This window comes from Saccharothrix longispora (assembly GCF_031455225.1).
Classification (GTDB): Bacteria; Actinomycetota; Actinomycetes; order Mycobacteriales; family Pseudonocardiaceae; genus Actinosynnema; species Actinosynnema longispora.
Map to the genome: position 1 here is coordinate 6287202 of NZ_JAVDSG010000001.1, position 17221 is coordinate 6304422.

Below are 17221 nucleotides of genomic sequence, written 5' to 3' on the forward strand. Positions count from 1 at the left end.
ATGTCGGAGGATGTCCGGCATGGCCACAGTCGCCCAGTGGGTCTCGGGGACCCGCCCCCGCACGCTGCCGAACTCGATCGCACCGGTCCTGGTCGGCGCGGGCGCCGCGCACCACGTCGACGGCTTCGACGCGACCCTGACGGTCCTGGCGCTGGTGGTGTCGGTGGCGCTCCAGGTGGGCGTCAACTACGCCAACGACTACTCGGACGGCATCCGGGGCACGGACGCCGACCGCGTCGGCCCGTTCCGCCTGGTCGGCTCGGGCTCGGCCGACCCGGGGGCGGTGCGCGCGGCGGCGTTCGCGGCGCTGGGCCTCGCCGCCGTCGCGGGCCTCGTGCTGGTCGCGCTGTCCGGACGCTGGTGGATGATCGCGTTCGGCGCGGTGTGCATCGCCGCCGCGTGGTTCTACACCGGCGGGCGCAAGCCGTACGGGTACTCGGGCCTGGGCGAGCTGGCCGTCTTCCTGTTCTTCGGCCCGGCGGCGGTGCTCGGCACGCTGTACGTGCAGACCGGCGAGGTCACCGGCATCGGCATCGGCGGCGCGGTCGCGATGGGCGCGTTCTCCACCGGCGTGATGGTCGCCAACAGCCTGCGCGACATCCCCACGGACCTGCGGGCGGGCAAGCGGACGCTGTCGACGACCCTCGGCGACCGGGACTCGCGCATCCTCTACCTGGCGCTGGTGACGATCCCGTTCGTCATCACCCTGGCGATCGGCCTGCGCGTCCCGCTGTCCCTGGTGGGCTTCCTCGCCCTGCCCCTCGCCCTGCTGGGCGCCCGCCGCGTCCTCAAGGGCGCGACGGGCCGCGACCTGATCCCGGTGCTGCGCGACACCGGCCTGGCGATGCTCGTGTGGGGCATCGCGGTGCCCGCGGCGCTCGTCCTCGGCTGAGGGCGGGGGCTGACGGGCCGACCGGCTACCAGGCGTCCTCGGTGAACGACAGCGGCTCGTCGTCGTCGCGGGGCGCGGGTTCGGGGGCGACGACGCGCGGCTCCTCGCCCCGGCACAGGGCGGAGAGGGCGGCCCGGTCCGCCTCCAGGGCCGCCTTCACGCCCCGGTCGTCGGCGGCTTCGCCCAGCAGCACCTGCCGCCAGCTCAGGTAGCCGCCGGCGATGCGCCGCTGGAGCGCCCGCAGCTCGGGGGACGCCTCGTTGGACTTGGCGTACTGCATCACCCGCCGCACGTCGTCCGCGGACGGCTCGCGCTGCGGGTAGCGCAGCTTCGCCGCCTCCCGGATCGCCCTGTCGGCGTCGGCGACCGACCTCGTCAGCACGTCCTCGGCCGTCAGCACGTCCGCTGTCCGCCAAGCGCCCACCGCTCGCCCCTCTCCGACACACGCCGCCGATCCCGCTGCGACGCGCGGCGCCCGCCGCGCGTTCCACCCCGCTCCCACAAACGTGCACGAGCAAACGGACGTCAGGTCGTCCAGGCGCCCGTGGTCAGGAACTCGTCGAGCGTCTTCAGGTGCGGGACGAGGTCCATGCCCTGCGCCGCGACCCACTCGTCCGAGTAGTACGTGTTCGCGTACCGCTCGCCGCCGTCGCACAGCAGGGTCACCACGCTGCCCCGCTGCCGGGACATGCGCATCTCCGCGATCAACTGGAACGCGCCCCACAGGTTGGTGCCGGTCGAGCCGCCGACGCGCCGCCCGAGGACGTCCTCGACGCGCCGGATCGTCGCGATCGACGCCGCGTCGGGCACCTTCACCATGCGGTCGATGACCTGCCCGATGAACGAAGGCTCGACGCGCGGCCGGCCGATGCCCTCGATCCGCGAGCCCCGCGCCGAGGTCAGCGAGCCGTCGCCGTCGCGCCACGCGTCGAAGAACACCGAGTGCTCGGGGTCCACGACGGCGAGCCGCGTCCGCAGCTTCCGGTAGTGGACGTAGCGGCCGATGGTGGCGCTCGTGCCGCCGGTGCCCGCGCCGACCACGACCCACTCGGGCTCGGGCGCGGCCTCCAGCGCCATCTGCTGGAACACCGACTCGGCGATGTTGTTGTTGCCCCGCCAGTCGGTGGCCCGCTCGGCGTGCGTGAACTGGTCCATGAAGTGCCCGTCCAGCTCGGTCGCGAGCCGCCGGGACTCGTCGTAGATCGCGCTCGGCTCGTCCACGAAGTGGCACCGGCCGCCCTGGCGCTCGATCAGCGCGATCTTCTCCGGGCTGATCGAGCGGGGCATGACGGCGATGAACGGCAGGCCGAGCAGCCGCGCGAAGTACGCCTCGGACACCGCCGTGGAGCCGGACGACGCCTCGATCACGGGCGTGCCGCCGACGACCCAGCCGTTGCAGATGGCGTAGAGGAACAGCGACCGCGCGAGGCGGTGCTTGAGCGAGCCCGTGGGGTGGGTCGACTCGTCCTTCAGGTACAGGTCGATCCCCCACTCCGGGGGCAGGGGGAAGCGCAGCAGGTGGGTGTCGGCGCTGCGGTTGGCGTCCGCCTCGATGATGCGGACGGCCTCGCACACCCACTCGCGGGTGCGGGGGGAACATCGATCTACCGAAGTACTCACGCCGGCACGATAACTTCTGCGGCGTGACCTCACTCCTGAGCAGCTCTTTCCGCGGCAGCCTCCTCGCCGGCGCCGTCGGCGACGCGCTCGGCGGCTCGATCGAGTTCGACCGGATCGACCGCGTCCGGCAACGGTTCGGCCCGTCCGGCCTCGCCGACTACGCGCCCGCCTACGGCAGGCTCGGCGCGATCACCGACGACACCCAGATGACCCTGTTCACGCTGGAGGGGCTGGTCCTGGCGCGGCGGCGGGGCAGCGACCCGGTGCACGAGGTGCGGGCGGCCTACGGGCGGTGGCTGCGCACCCAGGGCGGCCCGGAGGTGCCCGGGGACGGCTGGCTGCTGGGCGTGCGCGGGCTGCACGAGCTGCGCGCGCCGGGCAACACGTGCCTGACCGCGCTGCGCTCGGGGGTGCTGGGCACGGTCGACGACCCGATCAACGACTCCAAGGGCTGCGGCGCCGTCATGCGCGCCGCACCGGTGGCGCTGTGGTCGGACGACGTGCGCGAGGTGTTCGGGCTGGCCGCGGCGACCGGCGCGCTGACCCACGGGCACCCGAGCGGCTACCTGTCGGCGGGCGTGCTCGCGGTGCTCGTGCAGCAGGTGCTGGCGGGGCTCGCGCTGCTGCCCGCGATCGGGGTGGCGCGCGCCGAGCTGGTCCGGTGGGACGGCCACCAGGAGCAGCTGGCGCTGCTGGACCTGGCCGTGGAGATGGGCGCGAAGGGCGTGCGGCCGACGCCGGAGGTGATCGAGACGACGCTCGGCGGTGGCTGGGTGGGTGAGGAGGCGCTGGCCATCGCGGTGCTCACCGCGCTCACCGCGCGGGACCTCGGCGACGGGCTGCTGCTCGCGGTCAACCACTCGGGCGACAGCGACTCGACCGGCGCGCTGTGCGGGAACCTGCTCGGCGCGCGGGACGGCGTGGACGCGATCCCGCGGCACTGGCTGGAGGCGCTGGAGCTGGAGCACGTGGTGGACCGCCTGGCCGGCGAGGCGGTGGAGCTGTTCGGACGGGCCTGACCCGGTCCCCGGGGCGGGGACCGGGTCAAGGACCGATCAGGTCAGGATCAGCGACAGCCCGTAGGCCGACAGGATCGGGTTGACTTCCTGGTAGTAGGTCGTGCCACCGGACGAGCAGTTGCCCGAACCGCCCGACGTCACGCCCTGCGCCTGGTTGGCGCTCAGCCACGAGCCGCCCGAGTCACCCGGCTCCGCGCACACGTTCGTGCGGGTCAGGCCGTAGACGACGCCCTGCGGGTAGTTCACGGTCTGGCCGCGCCCGAGGATGTAGTTGCACCACATCCCGGTGGTGGAGCCGGAGCGGCACACGCCCGAGCCGACCGGCACCTGCGACGACCCGCGCACGTAGTACCAGTAGCCGTCGTAGCCCTCCATGTACCCGTAGAGGTTCACGCCGGCGCTCGCCCGCACCCAGGCGTAGTCGTAGTAGGGGAACGTCGAGCCCGCGAAGTGGCCGAGCAGCGCGCCCGCCTGGTCGCTGGCCGAGGAACCGGGCGTGCCGCAGTGGCCCGCCGTGACGAAACCGCCGTACACGGCGAAGCCGACCGAGCAGCGACCGCCGTAGTTGATCCAGTAGGGCCAGCCGCCGACGACGTCGGCCCTCGTCACGGGCGAGTGCTCCTCCTCGACCACGCGCACGGCGGGGTGGGCGGTCCTGGCGGCCTCGACGAACTTCGTCACGGCGTCGTCGACGCGGTGGCGGTTGACCGAGACGACGACGGTGTTGGTCTTGACGTCGACGTACCAGCTGTTGACGCCCGCCGGTGCGGACCGGCCGGCCTGGCGGTCGATGGCGGTCTTGGCGGCGTCGAGCTGGGCGTGGGTGTGCGCGACGGGCACGACGGTGACGTCGAGGCCGGTCGGCGCGGTGGCGGCGGTCCCGGCGACGGCCACGGCGAGCTTGCCGGTGGCCGGGTCGAACCAGCTGCCCGCGTAGGAGGAGCCGTAGAGCGTGCGCGCGACGGTCTCGGCGGCGCGGGCCCGCTCCTCCTGGGCGAGCCTGGCCTGGACGCCCTCGGCGGTGAGGCCGAGGTCGCGCTGCATCGCCAGCGACATGCCGACGGCGACGCGCGGTGCGGAGGTGGCGGAGGTGGCGGCGACGGGATCGGCGGCGGAGGCCGCGGACGTCGCGGACAGGGAGGTCGCGACGAGTCCGAGCGAGAGGACGGCCGCGCCGACTAATCGACGTGCACGGGAACGGGTCACTGGACAGCCCCTTCGGCAGGATGGAGGCAGCTGACGGGATAGCGGTACAGAACGGTACTTTTCCACGGAACCGATCCGTACCGCCGAGACGGTGGACGCGCGCTGGTCCACCTGTGTGATCAGGGGCGTGGAACCGCTCGGCAGGATCGGCCGGGCCACCGTCGACGTGCTCGGTGTGCCGCTCGACAGCGACCGGACGGACGTCCGGCAGCGTCCACCCCCTGCTCGACCGCCTCGAACGCGCCGGCCACCCGACGGGACCGGAGGTCATCTGATGACCCGACTCGCCCTGGCGCGGGTGCGGGTCGCCGCCGCGCTGCTGCCGCACAGCCGTGGGGACCGCTACTCGGCGCGGTGGCGGGCCGATGTGGAAGGCGCCCGGGAGGTGGGGTTGAACCCGCTCGGCGTCGCCCTCGGCGCGCTCCGGGTGGCCCGGGGCGAACGAGGGGCCTGCTGCACTAGACCTGCCGCACCGGGGGCCCGCTGCTCAGGACTGCCCGGTGGCGGTGTCGCCGCGCAGCTCGGCGCGCAGCCGGTCGCGTTCGGCGCGGCGCACGGCCTGCTTGGCCTCCAGCCCCTGCGCGACCCGCGTGCGCAGGCCCTTGAACACGAACAGCGAGAGGGGCAGCGCCACGACGACACCCACCGCCAGCGCCACCAGCAGCGGCACGTTGGCGAGCACGAGCAGCGCGGTGACCGCGGCGACCATGCCCAGGCGCGCGCCGATGTAGAGCGTCACATCACGACCCAGGTGCACGGTTACCCAGGCTACGCGCCCGCCTCCGGGCCGGTCCTCGGGTCCCCGGCCTCGTCGGTGTTCGGCCGCCCCTCGAAGCGGGTGGACAGCACGACCGTCGTGCGGGTGCGCGCCACGCCCTGGATGCGGCGCAGCCGGCCCAGCGAGCGCTCCAGGTCGTCCACGGTCGCGACCCGCACCTTCACGATGAACGACTCGTCGCCCGCCACCCGGTAGCAGGACTCGACCTCGACCAGCTCGGCCAGCGAGACGGCGAGCTCGTCGTCGTCCGCGGTGTCCGTGGGGTGGATGCTCACGAGCGCGGTGACGCCCAGGCCGACCGCGCTCGGGTCGACCACCGCGTGGTAGCCGACGATGACGCCGGTGGCTTCCAGCTTGCCGACCCGCTCGTGCACGGCCGAGGCCGACAGGCCGACCTTGCGCCCGAGGTCGGCGTAGGTGGCCCGACCGTTGACCCGGAGAGCGGCGATGATCTGGCGATCAAGAGCGTCCACCGGCCACAGCCTAGGGCCACCCGCGGTGATGTCCGAACCGCACGCTTCGTCCCTTTGCTACCTCTTTACCATCACCCAAGCGTTCGAGTACCCGAAGGGTGGGATGCCACGATGCGTCCGGTACGTCTGTTCGCCACCGGGGAGGATCACCGTGACCGTGACAGCACACGCGGGGGAACGACTGCTCACGCCGGGTGAGGTCGCCAACCTGTTCCGTGTCGACCCCAAGACGGTGACCCGGTGGGCCACCGCCGGCCGCATCGGTTCCATCCGCACGCCCGGCGGGCACCGCCGGTTCCGCGAGTCCGAGGTCCAGGAGCTGTTGTCGCAGCTCACGACCGAGGCGACCGAACCCGTCCGGCACTGAGGCCGCACACCTCCGCGACGCGGGTAATCTCGTGGCAAAGGAGGTGGCGACCATGCTGTACCTGCTCGCGGTGGTCGGTGCGATCACGATCGCCGTGCTGCTGTGGCGCTCGTTCGGACCTGACCGGGTCGATACCGCCCCCAGCCGCCGGATCATCGCGCCCGACGACGATCCGGACTTCCTGCGCAAGCTCGGTGAGCAGCGCAAGAAGAAGAAGCCGGAAGAAGAGGAATGACGGTGCGGGGGCCTCGTGGCGGGCCCCCGCACCGCGTCCTAGTTGTTCGGGAAGTCGTCCGCGACGGTGGCGGCGAGCTCCAGCAGCGCGAGCCGGGTGTCCGGGGCGAGCTTGTCCAGCTCGATCTCGGCGCCCTCCTCCAGGTGCTGGTCGAACGGGATGCGCACCACGGCGCGGCAGCGCTGGGCGAAGTGCGCGGCCAGCTTGTCCAGGTCTACCTTGCCCGAGCCCGGCCGCACCGAGTTGATCACCGCGACGGACTTCGCGACCAGGTCGCGGTACCCGTGCGCGTCGAGCCAGTCGAGCGTGGCCGCCGAGGTCTGCGCGCCGTCCACCGAACCGGACGAGACGAGCACCAGCGAGTCGGCCTGGTCGAGCACGCCCTTCATGGCCGAGTGCATCAGGCCGGTGCCGCAGTCCGTCAGCACGATGTTGTAGAACAGCTCCAGCAGCGCGACCGTGCGCAGGTAGTCCTCATCGCTGAACGCCTCGGACACCGCCGGGTCCTGCTCGGACGCGAGGATCTCCAGCCGGCTCGGCGACTGGGACGTGTAGGCGCGCACATCGCTGTACCGGGTGATGCGGGACGCGTCGCGCAGCAGGTGCCGCACGGTCGCCGTGGTCTCCCTCGGCACCTTCAGCGCCAGCGTGCCGCGGTCCGGGTTGGCGTCCACCGCGATGACCCGGTCACCGCGCAGCGACGAGAACGTGGAGCCGAGCGTGGTCGTCGTCGTGGTCTTGCCGACGCCGCCCTTCAAGCTCAGCATCGCGATCTTGTAGCAGCCGCGCAGGGGCTGGTTGATGCGGCCGATCAGCTCGCGCCGGCGCAGGTCGGCCGGGCTCTCGCCCAGGTTGACCAGGCCGCCGGTCATCGAGTGCAGGGTCTTGCGCCAGCCCGATTGCGGCGGCCGCTTCGCCCGCTTGATCAGCTGCTGCGAGGTGACCTCGTTGGCGTTGGCCTGCTGGGGCTTCGGCGGCTGCTGGGGGGCGAGGCTCTGCGGGAAGTTGTTGGGGAACCCGCCCTGGTACTGCTGGCCCGGCACCTGGTACGGCCCGGACTGCTGGCCGGGCGGCACCTGGTACGCACCCGAAGGACCGCCCGACACCTGGTAAGCGCCGGACTGCTGCCCCGGCGGCACCTGGTACGCACCCGAAGGGCCGCCCGACACCTGGTAAGCGCCCGACTGCTGCCCCGGCGGCACCTGGTACGCACCCGAAGGGCCACCCGACACCTGGTAAGCGCCCGACTGCTGCCCCTGCGCCGGGAACCCGCCCGACGGCGGCCCCGTCACGGGGCCCGAGTGCACCGGACCCGAGTGCACCGGACCCGACTGGGACGGGTCGATGTAGACCGTCTTCGGCTCGACGTACTGCGGCTCGGGGTGGGGCTGGTCCGACTGCTGCGGCTCGGGCCACTGCGGCGGGTGGGGCTGCTGGGCTGGATTGGGCTGCTGGGCTGGGGTGGGCTGCTGCCCCTCCGCGCCGGCCGGCGGCTGCCACGACGGCTCAGGATTCTCGTAGCGACCGGTCACCGCTGGGGTCCCTCCCTGAGCGAAAACGGGCCGGGACGTCCCCGACCCCCACGCGTTCGACGGTAGTCAACCACCAGCGGTTCCTCGACACTGGGTGTGCGCCCACCCACCCGCGCGCGAGCCTCGGCAGGCGCGTGACGTGGGCGGGCGTTCGCCGCACAGGTGGTGGTCTACGCGATCAGGAGACACCCGCGTACGAGTGCAACCCAGTCGTTACGAGGTTGATGAAGAACAGGTTGAACACGGTGAGCGCGAAACCGAGCGTGTTGATCCACGCCGCGGGCCTGCCGCGCCACCCCGCCGTGGCCCGCGCGTGCAGGTAGGCCGCGTAGACGACCCACGACACGAACGCCACGGTCTCCTTCGGGTCCCAGCCCCAGAACCGGCCCCAGGCCGCCTCGGCCCAGATCGCGCCGCAGATGATGCCGATGGTGAACAGCGGGAACGCGAACACCGTGCTGCGGTAGGCGAGCCGGTCGAGCACGTCGGAGTCGGGCAGCTTCGCGAACCGCGCCCGGCCCGAGGACTTCAGCAGGTACAGCACGCTGGCCACGCCGGGCACCAGCAGGATGCCGCTGGACACCGAGATCACCGACACGTGCACCACGAGCCAGTACGACTGGAGCGCGGGCTGCACGGGCGCGGCGTCGGCGTAGAGCACCGTGCCACCGAGGAACATCAGGACCACGATCGGCACGAGCACGAACCCGCCGAGCCTGCGCACCGGGAACACGCGCGCCAGCACGAGCCACGTGACGACGGCCGCCAAGGTGAGCAGCGAGCCGTACTCGTACATGTTGCCCCACGGCGCGCGCCCGGTCGCGAACCCGCGCAGCACCAGGGAAACGGCCTGGAGCAGGGCGCCGAGGACGGTGAGGGCGAGGCCCATCGAGCCCAGGCGCTCGGCGCGGGAGCGCCGCTCCTCCACCACGAGGCCGGGCGTCCACGTGCCGTCGGACCGCGAACCGCCCGCCGCCGCCACGAGTTCGCGCGCCTTGGCCTTGGCGGGCTTCGCGAACGCCGCCTCGAACAGGTACAGGACCGCGGCGAAGAAGTAGACCGCGACGGCAGCGCCGTACGTCCAATCGCTGTAGGTCGACAGGGCCGAGTTGACCGGCATCAGCTCTTCTCCTCCTTGGCCAGCAGGTCGCGGGAGAGCCCGGTGAACTCCTCGCCGTACCCGGCCTGATCGGTCCGCGCGAGGCCGCCGACCTCGATCACGGTACGCCCGTCCTCACGTGCCGCCGCCCGCACCCACACGCGGCGGCGCTTGATGCTCAACGACAGCCCCAGACCCACGATGACCAGGATCGCGAACACCAGGACCCACACCTGGGTGGGGTCGTGGGACACCTGGAGCGCGACCCAGTCGCGGACGCCGTCGAACCGGATCGCGGTGCCGTCGTCGAGGGTCAGCTGCTCGCCCACGCGCAGGTTCTGGCGGGCGACCTTCACGAGCTTGCCCTCCTCGACCATCTGCGGGTTGAGGGAGAAGATCGACTGGCCGCGCCCGGAGTCGGTGCCCAGGTCGCCCCGGTAGACGTCGACCGCGACCGCCGGGTCGTCCGCCGCGGGGAACGCCGAGTCGAGCAGTTCCCCCCGGAACACGGCGGTCGGCGCGAGCAGGCCGGTGATGGCGAGCTGGCTCTTGCGGCGCTGCTCGGGGTCGGTGACGCCCGGCGGGTCGAACTTCGTCGCGCCCTCGGAGGCCATCGTGACCGGGTTGACCGGCCGCCACTGGACGGAGCCGGTGCGCACCTGGCCGTCCGGGAAGGTCACCGTGAACAGCGGCGTATAGCCGTGGTCGATGAGGTAGACCCGGTCACCGGCGGTGCGCAGCGGGCTGTTGACCTCCAGCCGGTACGGCCGCCACGTGCCGGTGGCCAGGTCGTCGTCGGACTGGTACTCCAGATCGGCCCGGTAGCTCTCGGCCTGGCCGCTGTGCAGGTAGGTGGCGTCGAAGCCGTCCACCTTCACGCAGAACTGGTTCAGGTCGGTGCCGTCGACGCGCAGGCCGGGCCGGAACGAGTCGTAGTTGTAGACGCCGGAGTTGCAGAACTGGCCGCCGTTGGCGGGCACGATGACCTGGCCCTCGTAGCCGAACATCCTGCCCAGCGCGAAGGCGATCAGCAGGCCCAGCAGCGAGAAGTGGAACACCAGGTTGCCGGTCTCGCGCAGGTAGCCGCGCTCGGCGCTGACCGTGCGCGCGCCGTCGGCCTCCACGCGGACGGTGCGCCGCCAGCCCTTGAGCCGCCGCTCGGCGTGCGCGACGACGTCCTCGGGGGCGAGGGTGGTCTCGCCGGTGGCGTGGTGCGGCATGCGGGCCAGGTTGCGCGGCGTCAGCACCGGCTCGGCCCGCATCTGCCGGAAGTACTCCCAGGTGCGCGGCAGCAGGCAGCCGACGAGGGAGACGAACAGCAGCACGTAGATCGCGGAGAACCAGGTGCTGGCGTAGACGTCGAAGAACTGGAGGCCGTCGAGGAACCGGCCCCACCAACCGTTCTCGGCGATGTACTCGTCGACCTTGGTCGCGTTGAGCGAGCGCTGCGGCAGCAGGGCGCCGGGCATCGCGCCGAGGGCCAGCAGGAACAGCAGGGTCAGCGCGGTGCGCATGGCGGTGAGGCCGCGCCACGTGTTGCGCAGGAAGGCGAGGGCGGCACCGGCGGGGCGCCGGGACGGCGGCGCGGGCGGGGTCTCGGTGGTGACCATCAGAGCGGCAGCACCACGTCGCTGACCACGGTGTCCCGCAGCCACCCCGTGAAATCGCCCCACAGGCCGGTGACCAGGGCGATGCCGACGGCGATGAGCAGCACGCCGCCGAACACCTGCACCTGGCGGACGTGCCCGCGCAGCCAGCCGGTCACCCGCACCGCCCAGCGCGCGCCGAGCGCGATCAGGATGAACGGCAGGCCCAGGCCGAGGCAGTAGGCGAGCACCAGCACCACGCCGCGCGCGGTGGTCGAACCGACCTCGGTGCCGCCCGCCAGGATCAGCACGCCGGAGAGGGTCGGGCCGACGCACGGCGTCCAGCCGAGCGCGAACACGCCGCCGAGCAGCGGCGCGCCGACCAGGCCGGCCCGCGGTGCGCGGTGCAGGCGGACGTCGCGCTGGAGCACCGGCACGAGGCCGATGAACACCAGGCCCATGGCGATGGTGACGACGCCGCCGACGCGCTGGAGCAGCTCGCCCTGGAGCCAGAAGAGGTCGGTGAGCCCGAGCACGACGAACGAGGTGAGGGCGAACACGACGGTGAACCCGAGCACGAACAGCAGCGCGGCGCCCGCGACCCGCCAGCGGCCGGACTTGGGCGACTCCCCGTCGGCCACCGCCGGCGCCTCCGCCCCGACCAGCCCGGCCAGGTAGGCGAGGTAGCCGGGGACGAGCGGGACGACGCACGGCGACGCGAACGAGATGGCCCCGGCCAGCAGTGCGACCCCCGTGGCGAGCAGGATGGGGCCCGAGGTGGCCAGGTCGGTCGGGTTCACGCGTCCAGGGTAGGTAGGGCGCACTTGACGCCGCGCACCGGTCTCCCTTATACGCGACCCAGCTCACACACCCGTGCGTCAGGTAATACCCATTCGTGGCGAATCGAAACCCGACGATCCACCCTTGTGAGTGAGTGACGCACTTCATAGCGTGACCTCCATGCGCGCACACCGGCTGTTGCTGCCGTTGGCCGTGGTCTTCGCGGTCGTCGCCGTCCCCCTGCCCGGCGGCGCCGCGGAGTCCGACGTGGAGTGGATGGAGGTGTTCTCCCCCGACGGCGCGATCACCAGGACCGCCGTCCCGAGGACCTTCGAGAGCAGGGCGGCGCCGGCCGAGGTGCGGGCCGCCGTCGTCCCGATCCAGCAGACCGGCGCCCCCGAGCAGCGCTTCGACCTGGTGTTCGTCGGCGACGGCTACACCGCCGCGGAGACCGCCGCCTACCACGCGCACGTGGTGGACAAGTGGGACGAGCTGTCCGCGGTCGAGCCCTTCAAGTCCTACCAGCGGTACTTCAACGTGTGGCGGGTCGACGTCGTCTCGAACGAGTCCGGCGTGGACAACGACCCGGCGCTCGGCAGCGCCCGCGACACCGCGCTCGACATGGGCTTCTGGTGCCAGGGGCGCGACCTCCAGACCGAGCGGCTGCTGTGCGTGAACCAGACCAAGGCCACCCAGTTCGCCGCGCTCGCACCGGGGGCCGACCAGGTCATCGCGCTCGGCAACACCGCGAAGTACGGCGGCGCGGGCGGTGGCGTGGCCACGGCGGCGGGCGGGAACGCCCAGGCCGGGCAGATCGCCGTGCACGAGCTGGGCCACTCCATCGGCGGCCTGGCCGACGAGTACGACTACCCGTACGAGGCGTACAGCGGGGCCGAGCCGACCGAGGTCAACGTGACCAAGGACCCGACCGGCGCGAAGTGGTCGGCCTACCTGGGGCAGCCGTCACCCGACGGGGGCGCGGTCGGCGCGTTCACCGGCGCGAAGTACCACCGGACCGGGCTCTACCGACCCACCTCGGACTCGATCATGCGCACGCTCGGCCGCGAGTTCAACCTCGTCGGCCGGGACGCGATGGTCGACGCCTTCCGGGCCAGGGTCCCCGAGCTGCCCTGAGCCCCCGGAACCGCCCTGAGGTCCGGCGGTGACGGCGGGGCGTCACGCCTCGGCGGCCAGGTCCTCCACGATCGGCAGCAGGTCGGTGGCGATCACGCCGCCCAGGAACGCGGCCGCGACCCGGTGCTGCCTGTCCAGCACGAACGTGGACGGCACGGCGTTGGGCGGCAGGCCCTTGAACGACAGCATCGCCCGCCCCGACTCGTCGTAGATCGACGGGTAGGTCAGCTGCCGGTTGGCGATGAAGTCGCGCGGCAGCTCGGTCGACGTCTCCTTCACGTCCACGCCCAGCACCTGCACGCCCAGCGGCCCGGCCTCGTCCTGCACCTTCTGGAGCTCGGGCGCCTCGGTGCGGCACGGCGGGCACCACGCGCCCCAGATGTTGACCACGACGACCTTGCCCGCGTAGTCGTCGAGCGAGACGGTCGCACCGTCCTCCATCAGGCTCGGCCCGGTCAGGCCCACGACCTTCTTGCGCTCGTCGCCGTCCCAGCGCAGCTTCGTCTCGCCGTTGGGCGCGACCAGTTGGAACTCGCCGCCCGTGGCGACCGCGTCGTCGCCCGTGCTGCACCCGGAGAGCAGCAGCAGCGCCGCCACGGCCGCGGCGAGCGCCCTCATGCCCCGGTCACCCGCGGGTTCGTCGCGCCCGCCGGCTCGGTGTAGACCACGCGGACCAGCTGCTCGCCGTCGAACACCAGCGAGGTCAGCGACGCGAGCGAGCACTCGCGGCGGCGCGGGTCGTGCCACATCCGCTTGCCCTCCAGGAACCGCCGCAGCGTCCAGATCGGCAGCTGGTGCGACACGCACACCGCCTCGTGGCCCTCGGCCGTCGCCCGCGCCCGCTGCACCGCGCCGAGCATGCGGTGCGCGATCTCGATGTACGGCTCGCCCCACGAGGGGCGGAACGGGTTGACCAGCTTCGGCCAGTGCTCGGGCGAGCGCAGCGCGCCGTCGCCGACCGAGACCTTCATGCCCTCGAACTTGTTGTCCGCCTCGATCAACCGCTCGTCGGTGGCCAGCTCCAGCCGGTGCGAGTCGGCGATCGGCGACGCGGTCTGCTGCGCCCGGTCGAGCGGGGACGCCACGACGTGCGCGATGTCGTGGTCGCGCAGGTGCTCGGCCACGGTCAGCGCCTGCTTCTGGCCCCGCTCGGAGAGCATGAAGCCGGGGATGCGGCCGTAGAGGACGCCGGTCGGGTTGTGCACCTCACCGTGCCGCAGCAGGTGGACGACGGTCTTCACTTCGCGGACTCCTCGTGGACTGCCCCTGCCGCGGCACGGGCGGCGTGCGGCAGGGCTTCGGCGATCACGTCGAAGTCCCGCTCGGTCATGGCCGCGTTGACGAACCACGCCTCGAACGCGCTGGGCGGCGGGTACACCCCGCGCTCCAGCAGGGCGTGGAAGAACGGCGGGAAGCGCCACGTCTCGGCGGCCTGCGCGCCCGCGTAGTCGGTGACCTCGTCGGCGGTGAAGAACACGCTGACCAGGTTGCCGGCGAACTGCACGCGGTGCGCCACGCCCGCTTCGGTGAGCGCGGCGGTGAACAGCCCGCCCAACCTGGTCGCGTTCGCGTCGAGCGCGCGGTAGACGTCGTCGGTCGCGGCGCGCAGCGTGGCCAGGCCCGCGGCCACCGCCACCGGGTTCCCCGACAGCGTGCCCGCCTGGTAGACGGGCCCGGCCGGGGCGAGCTTCGCCATCACGTCCGCCCGCCCGCCGAACGCCGCCGCCGGCAGGCCGCCGGACATGACCTTGCCGAACGTGTAGAGGTCGCCCGCGACGCCCTCCAGGCCGTACCAGCCGGCGCGCGAGACGCGGAAGCCCGTCATGACCTCGTCCATGACCAGCAGCGCGCCGTTCTCCTCGCACAGCGCCTTGAGCCCGGCGTTGTGCTTCGGCGCGATGGCGCCCATGTTGCCCGCGGCGGCCTCGGTGATGACGCAGGCGATCTCGCCGGGGTTCTCGGCGAACGCCGCGCGCACGGCCTCCAGGTCGTCGAACGGCAGCACGATCGTGTCGGCGGCCTGCGCGCCCGTGACGCCGGGCGAGGTGGGCAGGCCGAGCGTGGCGACGCCGGACCCGGCCTGGGCGAGCAGCGCGTCCACGTGCCCGTGGTAGCAGCCGGCGAACTTCACGACCTTCCGCCGCCCGGTGAAACCGCGGGCGAGGCGGATCGCGCTCATCGTGGCCTCGGTGCCGGAGTTGACCAGGCGCACCCGTTCCACCGGCGCGACGCGGCCGATGATCTCCTCGGCCAGCTCGATCTCGCCCTCGGTGGGCGTGCCGAACGACAGGCCGCCCACGGCCGCCGACCGGACGGCCTCCACCACGTCGGGGTGGGCGTGGCCGAGGATCATCGGACCCCAGGACGACACCAGGTCGACGTACCGGTTGCCGTCGGCGTCCCACAGGTGCGGACCCTCGCCGCGCACCATGAACCTGGGCGTGCCGCCGACCGAGTGGAAGGCCCGGACCGGGGAGTTCACGCCACCGGGGATCACCGCCGTCGCGCGCTCGAACAGTTCCTGGGATCGCGTCGCTGTCACGCCGTCCAGTCTCACACGTCCCGTTCGGCGCCCTGTTCCCAGCCGTCGTGATCCCGGTCGCCCACTGCGCGCCCGTTCCGCTCCGACGCCTTCGTGCGCACCGCGAGCACGGTCTGGCGCACCGCGTCGAGCAGCAGCACGCCGGCCACCAGGACCAGCCCGGCCGCCGCGCCGACCCAGTTGCCCTTCATCCGGGTGGACTCCAGCGGCGGGCCGTCGGGCACCGGGTAGCTGTAGCGCAGGATGCCGCGCTGCCAGCACCACACCGCGAGCGCCACCAGCAGGACCGCCAGCACCACCTCGCCGGCGGCGGCGAACGCGCGTCGGGGCTGGTTCAGCCGGGGTCCGGCGGGGGCCGGCTCGGTCTCCACGGTGGTCGCGGTCACGCGGTCAGCTTCTCACGACCCGCGCGTGGCGAGCAGCCTGGCCAGCGCGGCGCGCAGCGCGTCGGCGTCCCGCGCCCAGGCGGTCACCACCGTGCCGTCGACCAGCCTCACCGGCACCGCCTCCGTGCCGCGCGGCAACGACCAGCCACCGCCCAGCACGGTCGAGCCCGCGCGCGGTTCCACGCCCTCCACCTCGGCCACGTCGCGGACCTGGAGCTCCTCGCGACCCACGTGCAGGGCCACCGGGGTGAGCCGGACCGCGTACAGCCGCCGCCTGCCCTGCACCCACAGCAGCGTCGGCAGGAACAGGGCCACCGCCACCAGCGACCACAGGACCGGGCGGAACGCGCCGGTCAGGCCCTCCACGCCCAGTCCGACCAGGGCGAACACCGGCCCCCACAGCAGGGGCCACCACGACGCGCCGTTCTCGGCGTACACGGTCGGCTGCTCCACCTACCCGAGGTTCCCCGCGAAGTAGTGCCGGGTGCCCGGCAGGAAGCTGAACACGGCCGCCACCGCGGGCAGCAGCAGCCGCAGCACGACCACCACCCACGAGGCGGGCTCCAGGCCCTCGCGCGCCCCCACGACCACCGCCGCGACGGCCAGGATGCCGATCACGAACGCCCCGCCGCACAGCGCCAGCCGCGCGTGGTAGCCGCCCCGCACGAACGCCACCGAGCCGAGCACCCCGCCGATGGCGAGGCAGCCCGTGCCGAACAGGGTCAGCACGGACCCGGTGCTGACCAGCCCGCCCTCCTCGGCGATGAACCGCACGACCGTGCCGACCGGCCACGACAGCGACGCGAGGACCCAGAACACGAACGCCACCAGGACCGCGCCGGGCCGCACGAGCGCGGTCGTGAACTGGTCCACGCCGCGCATCTGGCCGGGGTAGCCGGGCAGCGGTCCCGCCTGCGGCTGGTGCACCGGCCGCATCGGCGTGCCGTACGGGTCGAACGGCGGTTGGGTCATCTCGGCACCGACCTCGTGAACGCGGTGGACGCGGGCAGGAACATCGACACCATGCCCGCCGTGGTGGTCCCGGCGAAAGCCAGTGCCCAGACCAGGCCGGCGGACGAGTGCGCGTGGGGCAGGGCGAACAGCGCGAAGAGCCCGACCACGAAGCCGATCGCGCCCAGCACGGCCAGCAGGACGCGCGCCCACTCCCGCCCCGACCGCAGCTTCAGCGCGGCGACGACGAACGGCGTGGACAGCACCGCGAACCCCAGCCCGAACAGCACCGGCGTGAACCGCGCCCCCACCTCGGCCTCGGCCCGGGTCAGCGGGTCGCCGGTGGCCTGGGAGTCCGCCAGGATGTCGTCGGCCAGCGCGTCCGCCCCGGTGTAGAGCAGCGCGGGCAGCCCGAGGACGAACAGCGCCGTGGCGGCGAGCCACGACCAGGACGCGGCGGTGAGCGTCGCCGGGCGGGTCGGCGCGGCCCCCTGCTCGACGGCCGCGGGCATCGGCCCGACCCACCCCGGGTAGCCCGGCGGCGCCTCGTGGGCGGCCTGACCGGGCAGGGTGACGTGGTGGTACGGGGACTCGAAAGGACCGGGGTCGGGCATGGGCGGC

General features: G+C 73.0%; 21 protein-coding genes. 5 read left to right on the forward strand and 16 right to left on the reverse strand.

The genetic code is table 11. From position 1 onward, the window contains the following. Positions 1–19: 19 nt before the first annotated feature. Positions 20–892, forward strand: a complete 873-nt coding sequence (locus J2S66_RS26640; RefSeq protein WP_310310025.1) for a 1,4-dihydroxy-2-naphthoate polyprenyltransferase — start codon at positions 20–22, stop codon at positions 890–892. Positions 893–917: 25 nt separating this feature from the next. Here J2S66_RS26640 and J2S66_RS26645 read toward each other — a convergent pair whose 3' ends face one another. Both J2S66_RS26645 and cds1 read right to left on the reverse strand, forming a co-directional pair. Then, on the reverse strand, positions 918–1316 hold the full coding sequence (locus J2S66_RS26645) for a hypothetical protein (RefSeq protein WP_306743749.1): 399 nt from the start codon (positions 1314–1316) through the stop codon (positions 918–920). 101 nt (positions 1317–1417) lie between these two features. Then, positions 1418–2467, reverse strand: a complete 1050-nt coding sequence (gene cds1 / locus J2S66_RS26650) for an L-cysteine desulfhydrase Cds1 (RefSeq protein WP_310310026.1) — start codon at positions 2465–2467, stop codon at positions 1418–1420. A gap of 68 nt (positions 2468–2535) precedes the next feature. On the opposite strand from cds1, the gene J2S66_RS26655 reads away from it, so the two are divergent. Next, the gene (locus J2S66_RS26655; protein WP_310310027.1) at positions 2536–3531 is read left to right on the forward strand and encodes an ADP-ribosylglycohydrolase family protein; all 996 of its coding nucleotides are present in this window, start codon (positions 2536–2538) and stop codon (positions 3529–3531) included. 36 nt (positions 3532–3567) lie between these two features. Here the strand turns inward: J2S66_RS26655 and J2S66_RS26660 are convergent, their stop codons facing one another. The 3 genes from J2S66_RS26660 to J2S66_RS26670 all read right to left on the reverse strand — a co-directional run bounded on the left by J2S66_RS26660 (position 3568) and on the right by J2S66_RS26670 (position 5988). After that, positions 3568–4737, reverse strand: a complete 1170-nt coding sequence (locus J2S66_RS26660; RefSeq protein WP_310310028.1) for a S1 family peptidase — start codon at positions 4735–4737, stop codon at positions 3568–3570. 487 nt (positions 4738–5224) lie between these two features. Beyond that, on the reverse strand, positions 5225–5494 hold the full coding sequence (locus J2S66_RS26665) for a DUF4229 domain-containing protein (RefSeq protein ID WP_306743755.1): 270 nt from the start codon (positions 5492–5494) through the stop codon (positions 5225–5227). Between the two features lie 11 nt (positions 5495–5505). Continuing rightward, complete coding sequence (locus tag J2S66_RS26670) at positions 5506–5988, reverse strand: Lrp/AsnC family transcriptional regulator (RefSeq protein WP_310310029.1); 483 nt, start codon at positions 5986–5988, stop codon at positions 5506–5508. Between the two features lie 157 nt (positions 5989–6145). Between J2S66_RS26670 and J2S66_RS26675 the strand changes: the two genes are divergently transcribed. Then, complete coding sequence (locus J2S66_RS26675) at positions 6146–6355, forward strand: BldC family transcriptional regulator (protein WP_306744521.1); 210 nt, start codon at positions 6146–6148, stop codon at positions 6353–6355. A gap of 52 nt (positions 6356–6407) precedes the next feature. Continuing rightward, on the forward strand, positions 6408–6590 hold the full coding sequence (locus tag J2S66_RS26680; RefSeq protein WP_306743757.1) for a hypothetical protein: 183 nt from the start codon (positions 6408–6410) through the stop codon (positions 6588–6590). A gap of 38 nt (positions 6591–6628) precedes the next feature. Here the strand turns inward: J2S66_RS26680 and J2S66_RS26685 are convergent, their stop codons facing one another. The 4 genes from J2S66_RS26685 to J2S66_RS26700 form a co-directional block, all read right to left on the reverse strand. Further along, positions 6629–8122 (reverse strand): nucleotide-binding protein, encoded by a 1494-nt coding sequence (locus tag J2S66_RS26685; protein WP_310310030.1) that lies wholly within the window; start codon positions 8120–8122, stop codon positions 6629–6631. 178 nt (positions 8123–8300) lie between these two features. After that, complete coding sequence (gene ccsB, locus J2S66_RS26690; protein WP_310310031.1) at positions 8301–9242, reverse strand: c-type cytochrome biogenesis protein CcsB; 942 nt, start codon at positions 9240–9242, stop codon at positions 8301–8303. Further along, on the reverse strand, positions 9242–10831 hold the full coding sequence (gene resB, locus J2S66_RS26695; RefSeq protein ID WP_310310032.1) for a cytochrome c biogenesis protein ResB: 1590 nt from the start codon (positions 10829–10831) through the stop codon (positions 9242–9244). The genes ccsB and resB overlap by 1 nt, the downstream gene beginning before the upstream one ends. Beyond that, positions 10831–11607, reverse strand: a complete 777-nt coding sequence (locus tag J2S66_RS26700) for a cytochrome c biogenesis CcdA family protein (RefSeq protein WP_310310033.1) — start codon at positions 11605–11607, stop codon at positions 10831–10833. The genes resB and J2S66_RS26700 overlap by 1 nt, the downstream gene beginning before the upstream one ends. Before the next feature lie 160 nt (positions 11608–11767). Between J2S66_RS26700 and J2S66_RS26705 the strand changes: the two genes are divergently transcribed. Next, positions 11768–12721, forward strand: coding sequence for a M64 family metallopeptidase (locus J2S66_RS26705; RefSeq protein ID WP_310310034.1), 954 nt, complete (start codon positions 11768–11770; stop codon positions 12719–12721). 42 nt (positions 12722–12763) lie between these two features. Here J2S66_RS26705 and J2S66_RS26710 read toward each other — a convergent pair whose 3' ends face one another. The 7 genes from J2S66_RS26710 to J2S66_RS26740 are packed head-to-tail and all read right to left on the reverse strand — an operon-like array spanning position 12764 to position 17214. Beyond that, a complete protein-coding gene (locus J2S66_RS26710) occupies positions 12764–13339 on the reverse strand; it encodes a TlpA disulfide reductase family protein (RefSeq protein WP_306743763.1) in 576 nt (191 codons plus the stop codon). Further along, positions 13336–13962 carry a histidine phosphatase family protein gene (locus tag J2S66_RS26715; protein ID WP_310310035.1) on the reverse strand — a complete coding sequence of 209 codons (627 nt, stop codon included), beginning with the start codon at positions 13960–13962 and terminating at the stop codon, positions 13336–13338. The genes J2S66_RS26710 and J2S66_RS26715 overlap by 4 nt, the downstream gene beginning before the upstream one ends. Continuing rightward, positions 13959–15263, reverse strand: coding sequence for a glutamate-1-semialdehyde 2,1-aminomutase (gene hemL, locus J2S66_RS26720; protein WP_310310036.1), 1305 nt, complete (start codon positions 15261–15263; stop codon positions 13959–13961). Before hemL ends, J2S66_RS26715 begins: the two co-directional genes overlap by 4 nt. A gap of 11 nt (positions 15264–15274) precedes the next feature. Next, the gene (locus J2S66_RS26725; RefSeq protein ID WP_310310037.1) at positions 15275–15649 is read right to left on the reverse strand and encodes a hypothetical protein; all 375 of its coding nucleotides are present in this window, start codon (positions 15647–15649) and stop codon (positions 15275–15277) included. Positions 15650–15661: 12 nt separating this feature from the next. After that, positions 15662–16102, reverse strand: coding sequence for a transport-regulating membrane protein Mce1N (gene mce1N, locus J2S66_RS26730; protein ID WP_310310038.1), 441 nt, complete (start codon positions 16100–16102; stop codon positions 15662–15664). Next, positions 16103–16621, reverse strand: a complete 519-nt coding sequence (locus tag J2S66_RS26735) for a hypothetical protein (RefSeq protein WP_310310039.1) — start codon at positions 16619–16621, stop codon at positions 16103–16105. Then, positions 16618–17214, reverse strand: a complete 597-nt coding sequence (locus tag J2S66_RS26740) for a hypothetical protein (RefSeq protein ID WP_310310040.1) — start codon at positions 17212–17214, stop codon at positions 16618–16620. The genes J2S66_RS26735 and J2S66_RS26740 overlap by 4 nt, the downstream gene beginning before the upstream one ends. Positions 17215–17221: the final 7 nt, after the last annotated feature.